The sequence below is a fragment of the Micromonospora sp. NPDC049049 genome (assembly GCF_040649115.1).
Classification (GTDB): domain Bacteria; phylum Actinomycetota; class Actinomycetes; order Mycobacteriales; family Micromonosporaceae; genus Micromonospora.
The window spans coordinates 35,936-48,362 of sequence record NZ_JBEZEX010000013.1; the positions used below are offsets into that span (position 1 = coordinate 35,936).

Consider the following 12,427-nt stretch of genomic DNA (forward strand, 5'->3'; position numbering starts at 1 on the left):
GCCTGTAGCGCATGGACGTCCCGACCTGACAGCACGTCAACGCTTTCCACGGCACCGGGCAGCTTTCACTGCTGTTCTGCGCATCAATCGCAGCATCACTCCACTCGATCCGCACCTTGGCCGGCCGGTAGGTGTGGTGGCTCGGTCGCCGGCCGCAACGCCGTCGGCGGGCAGCTCGCCGCTCCCCCGTGCGCAACCTGGCGAGGGCGCAACGGCAGGTGCAGGGCGGCGGCGACCACCGCGAAGGCCGTCCAGCCGACGCCCAGCGCCGCGGCTGACGAGACGTCCTGAAAGTAGTGGTACGCGGTGAGGAAGCCGACCAGCGCGAGGCTGTTGCGGGCGAAGTGCCGGCTGAACTCGGCCAACTGCCGGCGGGCCTCGACGGCGACCAGCACCCCCGAGTACGGGAACGTCACCACCATGCCGCGCAGCACCGCGCCGAGCAGTGCGGTCAGGACCGCCCCCACGAAGATGACCACCAGCTTGAGCAGCACCGGCAGCCCGTCCGGCCGGGTCTCCGCGACGGCGACCGTCTCCTGCGCGCAAGCCCCACGTCGGCGGGCGCGGCGGCGCAACCACAGGATGGCCGCCAGCCAGAGCACGAGCGTGCTGGCGAGGGCCACCTCGAACGGGATGTCGACGACCACCAGGCCGGCGCTCAGCGCCACGTAGGCGGCGATCCCCGCGACGTCGGCGAGCAGGATCGGCCACCGCCACCGCTGGTGGGTAACGGCCACTGTGACGAAGAAGAGGTTGAGCCCGAGCACGCCGAGCACCTGCGCGCCGTCCACCCGGTACCCGGTGGTGACCAGGGCGAGCGTCATCGGCAGCGGCAGGCTGTAGACCAGCGCGCGGAGCCGGACGGAGCGGATCACGCTGACCGCCCAGACCACGGCCGTCACCAGCAGGACCGCGCTCCACGTCATGGCGCACCCGCTCCCGCCCCGGTGAGGGCCGTCAGTCCTGGAAGGTCGCGGCGTTCGCGCAGAGGTCGAACACGCGGGTGAGTCGAGCGACGTCCGTCCGGTTGACCGAGAACTGGTTCTCGCCGATCTCGCCGTGCGCGGTCATGTGGGCCTCCCAACAGCTCGACCCATCCCAGAGCGTCAAGTTCACGTGCAGGTGCGGACTCACCACCCCGAGAGGCAGCAGACCCACCCGCGCCCCGGCCGCGCGCTGCATCTGCACCAGGGCGGACAGATCATCGGTCAGCGTGGCGTAGACGAACACCCGCGTGATCTGGACGCCCCGTTGCAGAGCGTCCAGGTTGGCCTCCCAGTAGCGCCGGCCGATCTCACTGCGCCACCAGCTCAACTCTCCGCTCACCCGGGGCATCACGTTGGTCAACCCGTCCAGCCGGCGTACGCAGGCCCGGGTCGCGCCGACCAGATCCTCGTCCTCGTCACCGCGCCGGATGATCCGACCGTCCGCGAGCTGCTCGGCCTCCAGCCGGAACTGCTCGTAGCGCCGCTGCGCCTCCACCGCGACCCGGGTGCCCGCGTGCTGCTCGGCCGCCTCCCGCATGGCCCCGGCCAGCTCCGTTGTGGTGCGGACCAGCCAGGGCGGCCCGTCCAACAGGGTGCGCAGGTGGAAGCGGCGCTCCGCGCGGGCCAGTGAGTCGACGAGCAGCGAGATGGTGATGCCCATCAGGCCGGCCAACAGCGACTCCACCCCGGAGGCGGCGTTGCTGAGGTCGAGCACGACGCTGAGGAAGATCGACAGCGTGATGCCTACCAACGCCACCGGGTCGGTGTGCGCCACCAGACGAACGAAGCCCGCGCCGGAGCCGCCGCCCTCCCGTAACCGCTGACGGGCCACGTCACGAGACATCGGGATCCCCCCATCAGCGGCTCCCGCCAGCGTAGACAGCAACCACAACCAGCAGCCCTGACGCGGCTGGCCGGTAGCATCCGGCAGGTGCACAGAGCGGACGGGCCACCGTCGACCGGAACGGACGACGAGCGGATCACGGCGGACATCCGGGCCTGGGTCTGCTCCACCCCGATCCGCGGCCTGGTCGCCCACTTCGGCGGCACCTGGCCCGACGGCGACCTCACCGACGTGCTCCGCTACCTCGACGACTTCTCCGCCCGGCACTGGGACTTCCGCGGCGGCCGGGAACGGCCCGACGCCCGGGAGCCCGACCTCGACCCGGCCACCGCGACCCTCGTGCTGGACGCGGCTGCCGCGCTCCGGCTGATCCACCCGGTGCCACCGGCCCGGTCGGCGTACGCCCACCTGGTGGTGCTCGGCGGCCTGGCGCACGCCTGCGTACGCCGCGTCGGCTACGCCGCGCACCTGCTGCGCGCCGGCCTACCGGTGAGCGGCGAGGTCGCCGTCCTGGGCAGCTTCCGACCGCTGTCCGAGTGGGAACGCGCGACGCTCGCCGACGCTGGCCTGCCGGCCGAGGACACCGAGGTGGACGTGCTGGACTCGGCGGTCCGGGGGGTGTTCGGGGTGGCCGCGCCGGCGGAGCAGGACGGGGTCGACGCCGGCCATCCGCACCATTCCTGGTCGTCGCGGACCTACCGACCGGACGGGTTGCCGCCGATCCGGGTACTGGCCGCGCCGTCCAGCGAACCGGACCAGCGGCGTGCCCACACCGCCGACACCCAGCGGTTCTGGGCCGGCCACGTCCGGCTCGCGCCGGGCGACGAGGTCATGATGGTCACCGCACCGATCTACGTGCCGTTCCAACACTGCGACGCGCTGCGCACCCTGGCCGTGCCGTACGGGTGTGCCATCGACACGGTCGGGGTGGACCCGACGCTCGCCGACCTGGCGGTGCTGCCCGAACAGACGCTCACCCCGGGGCGCTACCTTCAGGAGATCCGGTCGGCGATCCGCTCGATGCGCGCCCTGCACGCGGCGCTGGCCGCCGGCTGACCCGCGCACGGTCGAGGGCCGGCGCACGGTCTGTCGCCGCGCACCGGCCCGGTGGAACGTGGTCAGTTGACGTAGACGGCGGCGTTGCCCTTGCTGCTGTCGCGCACCGGCGAGTACGTCGCCGAGAAGTACGCGGTGCCGAAGCAGAGGGACGGGCCGGAGAACTTGGTGAACGGCTGGTTGGCGAAGGTGATCGAGTTGGTGGCGTTGGCCGCCGCACCGGTGAGGCTGTTGGTGCTGGTCCGGTAGACGCAGGTGATCGCGCCGAGCAGCGAGTTCAGCACGACGGTGCTCTGGACCGGCGCCGCCGTGGTGCCGGAGATCTTGACGACGCCGGCGCTGGTGACGGAGGTGGCGTACGGCAGGTTGTTGAGGGCGATGCTCTGCACTCCGGTGGTGCCGAACACGTTTGTGGTGCAGGTGCCGAAGCTCTGGGCGGTGAGGCTCTCGGTGGCGGTGCCCGGGGCGGTCGGGTTGGTGAGCACCTTGGCGCTGAAGGCGGATGCGGCGCACTTGATGCCGGTGGTGCCCGACGTGGAGTTGTAGAAGGTGGCGTTGGTGCCGGTCTTGAGGCTGGCCTGGATGACGTCGTTGACGGCCACGGCGGTGCCGCCGGCCGTTGGATAGGTCAGGACGTTGCCGGCGAGCGCGGCCGACGGGTCTGCGGAGGCTGGCGGGGCGGCTACGAGACCGGTCAGCAGCGCGAGGGCGACGAGGCCCCCGCCGATCTTTCCGTACCTGGGCATGGTGCTTCCTTTCGGTGGTGGGACGGGAACGAGCGGACCGCGCAGGCGGTCACCGCCGGGCGGGCACGCCGGGCGGCGATTGTGGCCGTCCGACGTGGACGGTGGTGGTGGAGGAGGCGCCGGGCGAGGGCGCGGGTGAGGGGGGTGCCGCGGGTCAGCGGGCGGGTCGGCGTGGTGCACTGCGGCGTAGCCGCGTCACCTGCGCCTTTCCGGCATTGGGAGAGCGTTCGTGTTCGGCGATAATGACAGCCATCGAGCCCTCCTTCGACGAGTCGGGGTGACCACCCGGGGTGATCACCAAAGGTGACGGGGAGCGAACTGAGCGTGAGGAAAGTTATAAACCCCGGAGGATCGCAAAGTCAACGAATCAAAGGGGGTCAATGAGTTGACCACGCAGAGCCACCCTCAGTCGGTGCCGGCGCCCTTGCCGGGCGCACGCCCGGGCCGTGACCCGGACCGCGCGATCAAGCGCGGCCCGCGACGGGTCTCCGCAGAGGTCGTGGCCGCCACCCAGCGCGACCGCCTCTTCGACGGGCTCGTGCACGAGGTGGCGACAAAGGGCTACGGCAACGCCCGGGTCAGCGACATCTGCCACGCCGCCGGCGTGACCCGGCCAGCCTTCTACGCCCTGTTCACCGGCAAGGAGGATGCCTTTCTCGCCGCGTACCGGCACGGGATCGCCGTGGTGTCACAGCTGATGGAGAGCGCCTACCGCGAGGCCGGCCCGACCTGGCCGGACGCGGCACGCGCCGCGCTGCGCACCCTGCTGGAGGTGCTGGCGAGCGTGCCGGCGTTCGCCCGGATGGCGCTCGTCGAGGTCGACGCCGCCGGCCCCGATGCCCGCCGCGAGCGCGACGCGCTGCTCAACAGCTTCCGCCGGTTCTTCGCCGACGCCGGCCCGGGGCCCGCGCTCGCCGACGTGGACCGCGACGAGCTGGTGTCCACGGTGGTCGGCGGCATCTACGCCACCGTCCGCGGCCGTGTGGCGCGGGGCCGGACGGCGGAGTTGCCGCAACTGCTGCCGGTGCTCACCTACGCGGCCATGGCACCATTCCTGGGCACCGAGGGTGCGATTCAGGCGACCCGGCCGATCAGGCCGGACGACGGTCCGAGTACGACCGCTCCATGCGCACCGACCCACCACTCCTGATCACACGGTCGGAAACCGCAGCGGTTTTTCACCTTGGCCGCATTTAACAAATACCGCCTAAATGGCCGCCACATGCCGTTGACCTCCCCTTTACTCGGCGGTAACTTCGGCTCTGCGCCCTACAAGGGCGGGCCAGAGATGCAATTCCCATTGTCGCCGATGGATTGATCTTAAGGGGAGCCGCCATGTCGGAGGAAACAACACCAATCGCACCCGGCCCGCCGCGCAGTGGCGTGCGCTGGCGCCGGTTCGCCGCCACGTTCGGCATCGTCGTGGCGGGCGCCGCTGGCATGATCATGCTCACCGCCCAGGGCGTGCTGGGCGCGCAGTTCGCCATCTCGGGCATGCCGTTCACCGTCACCGCCGACAGTCTCAGCGGCACCGGGTTCGAGCAGTTCGCCACCCTCGACCAGATGATCCCGGACAGCCCCAACCAGGGCGACACCGGCGGACAGGTCCTGGTGATGGTCTCGGCGATCGACAGGGCGGAGCTGAGCAACCTCTGCCAGAGCATCAACCTCGGCGGCGTCTTCCTGAAGATCACCGCCGGCGGCGGCGACACACCTGTCACCGCACGGACCCTGGTGGTCGACGGCGACGAGATCGCCGGCAACGCCTCCTTCACGAACATCGACATCGGGCAGGACGCCAGCACCCTGGACAAGGTGCCCGGTGTGAAGGGCAACCCCGGCGTCTTCTCCCAGCAGGCGGACTCGATCATCATCAAGAACCTGCGGCAGAACAACTACGCCACCACCGCGGCCGTCTTCAACCTGCCCAACCTGCGCATGGCGTTCACCCCCGACGGGTGCTGACGTGAGCAGCGAACAACACCAAACGGCGCCGGCCGTCCGCGGGTCCCGCGGGCGGTGGCGTCGCTGGCGGCGGGCCCGCCCATTCAGCGCCGCCGTGCTGATCACCCTCGGAGGCGCCGAGATGCTGGCGACCCTGCGCGCGCCCCTCGGGGTGCTGCTGCACATCGGACCGCAGGGGCTCGCCGCATACCTGGTACCCACCATCCTCGTGATCTGCGGCGTACTGCTGATCACCGCCCCGCAGCAGCGGGTCTTCTACGCCGTGGTCTCGCTGGTGCTCGGGCTGGTCTCCTGGTTGACCTCGAACCTGGGCGGCTTCGTGGTCGGAATGCTGCTGGCTCTCCTCGGCGGAGCACTCGCTTTCGCCTGGACTCCGGACAAGGACCACCCTCCCACCCGGGCCCCAACGGAACCCGCGGCACCCGCTCCGCCCGAGGACGAGGACGCCGCCGACACCATGCTGCTGCCAGGGATGCAGTCACCGGACCCCAGCCCGGCCGACCGGGGGTGAGTCAGCGGGCGGTGTCGGCGACCGCCTGCGCGAACACCTCGGAGCGGTGCTCGAAGTTGCGGAACCGGCCGTAGCTGGGCGCGGCCGGGGACAGCAGAACCACCCCGCCGGCCGGGGTCACCTCGCGGGACAGCCGAACCGCGTCCACCAGGTCGTCGACCAGTTCGGTACGCACCTTCGGCAGGCCGGCGAGCACCTCGACGATCCGGGTGCCGCTGTCCGGAATCCCGATCACGGTCAGCTCCCGCTCGGCCAGGTGCTCGGCCAACGGCGTGTAGTCCAGACCCCGGTCGTTGCCGCCGACGATCACCGTCAACGGCCGCCCGTCGTACGCGTCGATGGCGTGCATGGCCGCGTACGGGCTGGTGGCGAGGGTGTCGTCGACGAAGGTCAGCCCGGACGGGTCGGTGATCTCGGTGAGCCGGTGGGCCAACCCCTGGAACTCGGCGACCGCGATGGCGAGGTGGTCCTTACCGGCCACCACGTCCACGCCGAGCGCGTCAAGGACCGCGAGCGCGACGCAGAGGTTGCCCTCGTTGTGCCGGCCGACCAGCGGCAGCACCGCGCGCGGGAAGAGCGGCTGGTCACCGAAGTGGAACCACTGCGTACCGTCGGAGCCGGTGGCGACGTGGGTGGTGTCGGGGCTTCCTGCGCGGACCGCCGGCAGCTCACCAAGCTCCGCCGCCAGCCGGGGATCGCCACCGTTGACCACGATCGTCTGCGGGTCGTGGGCGAGCAGGTTGAGCTTGTCCCGGTAGTACTCCCGCTCCCCGCCGTGCGCGTCCAGGTGCTCGGGGAAGAGCGCGGTGACCACCGCCACCCGCGGCGAGTCGGTGAGGTCGCTGCACTGGTAGCTGGACAGCTCCAACACGTACAGCTCCGCCTCCGGCAGGTCCAGGGTCGGCACGCCGATGTTGCCGCCGAAGACGTTCGGTCGCCCCATCGCGGTGAGCAGGTGACTGATCAGGCTGGAGGTGGTGCTCTTGCCCTTGCTACCGGTGACCCCGACGGTGCGCGCGGCGTGGTCGGCCATCCACAACGCGGTGCCCTGGGTCACCATGACCCCGCGGCGGCGCAGCTCGACCAGCCACGGGTGGGTCTGGGGCACGCCCGGGGACCGGACCACCACGTCGGCGGCGGCCAGCCGTTCGAAGCCCGCCTCGCCGGTGACCAGCGGCGCCGCCTCGGCCAGGGGGCCTTCCCACGGCAGCGACAGGAAGTTCGCGCTGTCGTCCACGGCGACCAGGTCGGCCGGGCCGTGGGCGGCGATCGCTGTCACAGCGGCCCGGCCCTCCCGACCGGCGCCCCAGACGGCGACGGTACGTCCGCGCAGGTCAGACAGGCGCACTGGTGTCTCCTCGGGGGTCACGGCGGCGGCTGGCAGGGCCCGGTCCGGACACGGCCGGACGAACCAGGGCCTAGTATGGCGTGTGCCCAACGAGCAGCTCCGGCGGATGGACGCCTTCACCTTCCCGTCCTACTCGATCGACTTCGCCACCGGCGAGGTGTTGTTCGACTACGCCCTGACCGGCCCGGCCGGCGAGCAGCGGTTCACCGAGGTGATCACGCTCCCGCTGCCGGCGGAACCGCCCTCCGACGAGACGGTGGCGACCCTCAACCGGGTGCTGGAGGTGCTCCACCTCGTCGCCGGGGTCAGCTACTACAAGGCCGCCGCGCCGCCCCGGCTCGTGCTGCCGACGCCGTTGGGCGCGGCCACCGTCGACTACGTCACGGCCGTCTACACCAGGGGCCTCGCCGAGTACGCGTACCGCAACCAACTGCCGCACGTGCTCGACCTGCGCCCCGAAGTGCCAACCGGTGTGGTGACGCCGGCCCGGGTGTACGACGACTCGGACCGTCGCCCGCTCTCGGCAGTCGGCGGCGGTAAGGACTCGATCGTCAGCCTGGAGGCGCTGCGCCGCGCCGAACTGGACCCGGTGCCATTCTCGGTCAACCCGAACCACGTGATCGTCGCCGTCAACGAGGCGTCCGGGCTGGTTCCCCTCGCTGCCCGGCGGCGCATCGACCCGGTGCTGTTCGACCTGAACGCCGCCGGCGCGCTGAACGGGCACATCCCGGTCACCGCCATCAACTCCCTGATCGCGGTGGCCACCGCCGTCCTGCACGGGCTGGGCCCGGTGGTGATGTCCAACGAGCGTTCGGCGTCCGACCCGAACCTGGTCTGGAACGGCCACGAGATCAACCACCAGTGGTCCAAGGGCGTCGAGGCGGAAGGGCTGCTGCGGGCGTCGCTGGCCGAGCACGCCGGCCTGACCGACCCGTACTTCTCCCTGCTGCGTTCGCTGTCCGAGCTGCACATCGCCCGGCTGTTCGCCGAGTTCACCCGGTACGACGACGTGGTGACCAGCTGCAACCAGGCGTTCAAGCTGCGCGACGCGAGCGAGCGCTGGTGCCGGGACTGCCCGAAGTGTCGCTTCGTCTTCCTGGCCATGGCGCCGTTCATGCCGCGGGAGCGGGTCACCCACATCTTCGGCGGCGACCTGCTGGCCGACGAGTCGCAGATCCCCGGCTACCGCGAGTTGCTGGGCGTGGACGGGCACAAGCCGTTCGAGTGCGTCGGTGAGGTCGAGGAGTCGGTGGTGGCCCTCGGCCTGCTCGCCGAGCAGGAGCAGTGGCGCGACGCCCCGGTGATCCAGGCCCTCGTCGACGCCGTCCCGGAGACGGCCTGGTCCTCGGTGGCCCACTCGGACGTCTTCACCCCCGGCGGCCCCAACCACATCCCCCCGACCTACGCAAAAGCCCTAAACGCCCTAGCAACCTAACCCCTAACCCCACCCCCGGCACCCCGCACGCCCCCGCACCCCTCCGTCCCCGCCGATCTTGCACTTTGTGTTGTCGATATGCCGCCTTTACGAGGCTTTGTCCCAACAGAAAGTGCAAGATCGCGGCGTGGGAGGGGAGGGCGCGGCGTATTACGGGGTTCGGACTGCGTCCAGGGCTAGCAGGGCCACGTGTAGGGAGAGGGCGGCCTCTACCGAGTCGAGGTCCACGTCGAGGACGCGGGCGATGCGGGCCAGGCGTTCGTAGAAGGCCGGTCGGGACAGGTGGGCGGCGGCAGCGGCTGCGGACTTGTTGCGCCCCTGCTCCAGGTAGGCGCGCAGGGTGTCCAGCAGCCGCTCCCTCGGGTGCCGGGCGTCGTACTCCAGCAGGGCGCCGAGTTCGCGTTCCACGAACGTCTGGAGGCGGGGCTCGTCGCGCAGCAGGTGCAGCAGACCGGCCAGCCCGACGTGCGGGAGCCGGAAGATCGGCAGGTCACGCCGGTCCCGTCGGGCCGCCTCGGCGACCTGCCGTGCCTCCACGAGCGACCGGCGGGCCTCCCGCAGGGTGCTCACCCCGGACCCAGCGGCCACGATCACGGCACCCGGACCAGCACCCCGGGCCCCCTCGACACCCACCCGAGCGGCCTCGACACCGGGAGCCACGCGGGACGGCTCCGCGCCGGAGGAGGAGCGGGACATGTCGACGCCGGGTCCCGTCCGGCCGGCGCCGGCGTCGAGGCGTACCTGACGAAGGGCGCTGGCGAACGCGGACAGCGCGCGGTCCTCGGCGGCCGGGTCCGGCAGGGCCAGCAGCGCGCCCACCGAGTTGTCGTCGACGGCGCTGGTCAGCGCGGTCAGCTTCGCCTCCCGCAGGGCCTGGCCGACGGCCTCGGAGAGATCACGTAGCCGGGCCTGGCCGGCCTCGGGGCCGACTTCCCCGGCGGGGTCGTCGGCGCGGTGCCGGACCATCACGCCGACCAGGTGCCGCCGGTCGAGCACCACGCCGAGCGCCTTGGCCCGCAGTCCCACCTCGTCCACCGGGCGGGAGTGGTCGAGCAGCGCGGTGAGCAGGGTGCGGTGGATCTGCCGTTCCAGGCCCTCGGCGTCGCGGCGGATCAGCCGGCCCAGCGCGAGCGTGGACGCAGCCCGCTCGATCAGGATGGTGAGCCGGGTGGGCGAGCCCACGCTCGGTTCGACGGCCTGGGCGCTGGGCACGTCGCCGCTGGCCGGCCAGCGCAGCAGCAGCCGACCCCAGTCCTGGCCCCGGGCGCCGACGGTGGTCACCAGCCAGCCGCTGTCCGGGTCGTACGCGGTCCGCCCGGCCGGGCGGATCCGCCGGGAGTGCTGCTCCCAGCCGTCCAGCAGCAGCTCTGCGCTCTCCCCCGCCGGGTCGTACCCGAGCACCTGCCGGGACAGGTTCTCCAGCACCACCGGGCAGCCGGACAGCTCGGCGGCCTGTCGGATCACCTCGGCGGCGTCGGCGCCCTCCACGGACAGGTCGTTGAACCGCTGGTGGATCTCCTCGGTGGCACGCAGCTCGGTGAGCTGCGCGTCGACGATCAGCGCGTGCACCGCCTCGGTGATCCGGACGAACGGGGTGGCCCGGCGCAGCTCCACCAGGGGCAGCCCACGCCGCTCGGCGGCGGCGGCCATCACCCGGGGCACACCGCTGACGTACCGGCGGCCCAGCTCGACGACGAGCCCGGAGACCCCGACGTCGGCGAGATCGCCGATGAACGCCCGCAACCCGGCGTCGTCCCCGGGCAGACCGATGCCGGTGGTGAGCACCAGTTCGCCACCGCCGAGCAGGGTGGCGATGTCCGGCACCTCGGCGACGTGCACCCAGCGGACGGGTCGGTCCAGCCCCTCGTCGCCGGCGACGACGCGTGGCGCGCCGTGGCGGACCGGGCCCAGGGCGAGGACCTCACGGACGGTAGGGAACACGGCCGCCACGCTACCGTCCGTGACGCCGGATCTCGAACAGCGGCCGGCGACGCGAGCCGGGGCGGCGGCGTGGGCTGCCCCGGCCTGGCGGCGTGGTAGAAGGGCTCAGTCGACGCCGAACTCCATCGCGGCGCGGTCGAGGGCCGCGTCCTCCGGCGAGGCGACGCCCCGGGACGCGATGGCTTCCGCGCCGCCCTCGGGCATCGCACCGATCAACCCGGTGGAGGCGGCCTGCGCGGCCCCGATCATCCGCTGCGGGTTTCCGCCGCCGACCAGCCCGAGGGAGGCGTACTGCTCCAGCTTCGACCGCGAGTCGGCGATGTCCAGGTTGCGCATCGTGAGCTGGCCGATCCGGTCCGACGGGCCGAACGCCGAGTCCTCGGTGCGCTCCATGGACAGCTTGTCGGGGTGGTAGCTGAACGACGGGCCGGTGGTGTCCAGGATCGAGTAGTCCTCGCCCCGGCGCAGCCGCAACGTCACCTCGCCGGTGACCGCCGTGCCGACCCACCGCTGCAACGACTCGCGGAGCATCAGCGCCTGCGGGTCCAGCCAGCGGCCCTCGTACATCAGCCGACCGAGGCGGCGACCCTCGTTGTGGTAGTTCGCCAGGGTGTCCTCGTTGTGGATGGCGTTCACCAGCCGCTCGTACGCGTAGTGCAGCAGCGCCATCCCGGGCGCCTCGTAGATGCCTCGGCTCTTGGCCTCGATGATCCGGTTCTCGATCTGGTCCGACATGCCCAGGCCGTGCCGGCCGCCGATGGCGTTGGCCTCCAGCACCAGGTCGACGGCGCTGCCGAACTCCTTGCCGTTGATCGTGACCGGGCGACCCTGGTCGAAACCGACCGTGACGTCCTCGGTCGGGATCTCCACCGACGGGTCCCAGAACCGGACGCCCATGATCGGGTTTACCGTCTCGATGCCGGTGTCGAGGTGCTCCAGGGTCTTCGCCTCGTGCGTGGCGCCCCAGATGTTGGCGTCGGTCGAGTACGCCTTCTCGGTGCTGTCGCGGTAGGGCAGGCCGCGCTCCAGCAGCCACTCGGACATCTCCTTACGGCCACCCAGTTCGGTGACGAAGGCGGTGTCGAGCCACGGCTTGTAGATGCGCAGCATCGGGTTGGCCAGCAGGCCGTACCGGTAGAACCGCTCGATGTCGTTGCCCTTGAAGGTCGAGCCGTCGCCCCAGATCTGCACGTCGTCGGCGACCATCGCCCGCACCAGCAGGGTGCCGGTCACGGCGCGACCCAGCGGGGTGGTGTTGAAGTAGGCCCGACCGCCGGTGCGGATGTGGAAGGCGCCGCAGGTCAACGCGGCGAGGCCCTCCTCGACCAGGGCGGCGCGGCAGTCGACCAGGCGGCCGAGCTCGGCGCCGTAGCTGAGCGCACGACCGGGCACCGAGGCGATGTCGGGCTCGTCGTACTGGCCGATGTCGGCGGTGTAGGCGCAGGGAATGGCGCCCTTGTCGCGCATCCACGCGACCGCGACCGAGGTGTCGAGGCCGCCGGAGAAGGCGATGCCGACACGTTCGCCGGTGGGCAGGGAGGTGAGAACCTTGGACACGGGGAAAATTATGCAATAGAACGCATGGCCATGCAAGC

11 protein-coding genes are annotated in these 12,427 nt (G+C 71.5%); 5 read left to right on the forward strand and 6 right to left on the reverse strand.

Annotated elements, in window-relative coordinates:
• Window positions 1–95: 95 nt before the first annotated feature.
• Window positions 96–926, reverse strand: a complete 831-nt coding sequence (locus AB0B68_RS15520; RefSeq protein WP_357260468.1) for a hypothetical protein — start codon at window positions 924–926, stop codon at window positions 96–98.
• Window positions 927–957: 31 nt separating this feature from the next.
• The gene (locus AB0B68_RS15525) at window positions 958–1,830 is read right to left on the reverse strand and encodes a hypothetical protein (RefSeq protein WP_357194367.1); all 873 of its coding nucleotides are present in this window, start codon (window positions 1,828–1,830) and stop codon (window positions 958–960) included.
• Between the two features lie 87 nt (window positions 1,831–1,917).
• Here AB0B68_RS15525 and AB0B68_RS15530 point away from each other — a divergent pair, with 87 nt between their 5' ends.
• Window positions 1,918–2,886 (forward strand): hypothetical protein, encoded by a 969-nt coding sequence (locus tag AB0B68_RS15530; RefSeq protein ID WP_357260471.1) that lies wholly within the window; start codon window positions 1,918–1,920, stop codon window positions 2,884–2,886.
• 62 nt (window positions 2,887–2,948) lie between these two features.
• Here the strand turns inward: AB0B68_RS15530 and AB0B68_RS15535 are convergent, their stop codons facing one another.
• The gene (locus AB0B68_RS15535; RefSeq protein ID WP_357194372.1) at window positions 2,949–3,632 is read right to left on the reverse strand and encodes a Tat pathway signal sequence domain protein; all 684 of its coding nucleotides are present in this window, start codon (window positions 3,630–3,632) and stop codon (window positions 2,949–2,951) included.
• 412 nt (window positions 3,633–4,044) lie between these two features.
• Here AB0B68_RS15535 and AB0B68_RS15540 point away from each other — a divergent pair, with 412 nt between their 5' ends.
• The 3 genes from AB0B68_RS15540 to AB0B68_RS15550 all read left to right on the forward strand — a co-directional run bounded on the left by AB0B68_RS15540 (window position 4,045) and on the right by AB0B68_RS15550 (window position 6,108).
• Window positions 4,045–4,782 (forward strand): TetR/AcrR family transcriptional regulator, encoded by a 738-nt coding sequence (locus AB0B68_RS15540; RefSeq protein ID WP_357260474.1) that lies wholly within the window; start codon window positions 4,045–4,047, stop codon window positions 4,780–4,782.
• Between the two features lie 185 nt (window positions 4,783–4,967).
• On the forward strand, window positions 4,968–5,597 hold the full coding sequence (locus AB0B68_RS15545; protein WP_357194378.1) for a DUF6230 family protein: 630 nt from the start codon (window positions 4,968–4,970) through the stop codon (window positions 5,595–5,597).
• A 1-nt stretch (window position 5,598) separates the two neighbouring features.
• The gene (locus tag AB0B68_RS15550; protein WP_357260477.1) at window positions 5,599–6,108 is read left to right on the forward strand and encodes a DUF6114 domain-containing protein; all 510 of its coding nucleotides are present in this window, start codon (window positions 5,599–5,601) and stop codon (window positions 6,106–6,108) included.
• Window position 6,109: 1 nt separating this feature from the next.
• Here the strand turns inward: AB0B68_RS15550 and murD are convergent, their stop codons facing one another.
• On the reverse strand, window positions 6,110–7,456 hold the full coding sequence (gene murD / locus AB0B68_RS15555; RefSeq protein WP_357194381.1) for a UDP-N-acetylmuramoyl-L-alanine--D-glutamate ligase: 1,347 nt from the start codon (window positions 7,454–7,456) through the stop codon (window positions 6,110–6,112).
• Window positions 7,457–7,538: 82 nt separating this feature from the next.
• Here murD and AB0B68_RS15560 point away from each other — a divergent pair, with 82 nt between their 5' ends.
• Window positions 7,539–8,891 (forward strand): hypothetical protein, encoded by a 1,353-nt coding sequence (locus AB0B68_RS15560; RefSeq protein ID WP_357194384.1) that lies wholly within the window; start codon window positions 7,539–7,541, stop codon window positions 8,889–8,891.
• Window positions 8,892–9,041: 150 nt separating this feature from the next.
• Here the strand turns inward: AB0B68_RS15560 and AB0B68_RS15565 are convergent, their stop codons facing one another.
• Window positions 9,042–10,841 carry a PucR family transcriptional regulator ligand-binding domain-containing protein gene (locus AB0B68_RS15565; protein ID WP_357260480.1) on the reverse strand — a complete coding sequence of 600 codons (1,800 nt, stop codon included), beginning with the start codon at window positions 10,839–10,841 and terminating at the stop codon, window positions 9,042–9,044.
• A 96-nt stretch (window positions 10,842–10,937) separates the two neighbouring features.
• Window positions 10,938–12,389 carry an argininosuccinate synthase gene (argG, locus tag AB0B68_RS15570; protein WP_357194390.1) on the reverse strand — a complete coding sequence of 484 codons (1,452 nt, stop codon included), beginning with the start codon at window positions 12,387–12,389 and terminating at the stop codon, window positions 10,938–10,940.
• Window positions 12,390–12,427: the final 38 nt, after the last annotated feature.

Bases quoted from the DNA above. Each gene is read 5' to 3' on its own strand.
- AB0B68_RS15520 (WP_357260468.1), bottom strand. From the start codon at position 926: ATGACGTGGAGCGCGGTCCTGCTGGTGACGGCCGTGGTCTGGGCGGTC.
- AB0B68_RS15525 (WP_357194367.1), bottom strand. From the start codon at position 1,830: ATGTCTCGTGACGTGGCCCGTCAGCGGTTACGGGAGGGCGGCGGCTCC.
- AB0B68_RS15535 (WP_357194372.1), bottom strand. From the start codon at position 3,632: ATGCCCAGGTACGGAAAGATCGGCGGGGGCCTCGTCGCCCTCGCGCTG.
- AB0B68_RS15545 (WP_357194378.1), top strand. From the start codon at position 4,968: ATGTCGGAGGAAACAACACCAATCGCACCCGGCCCGCCGCGCAGTGGC.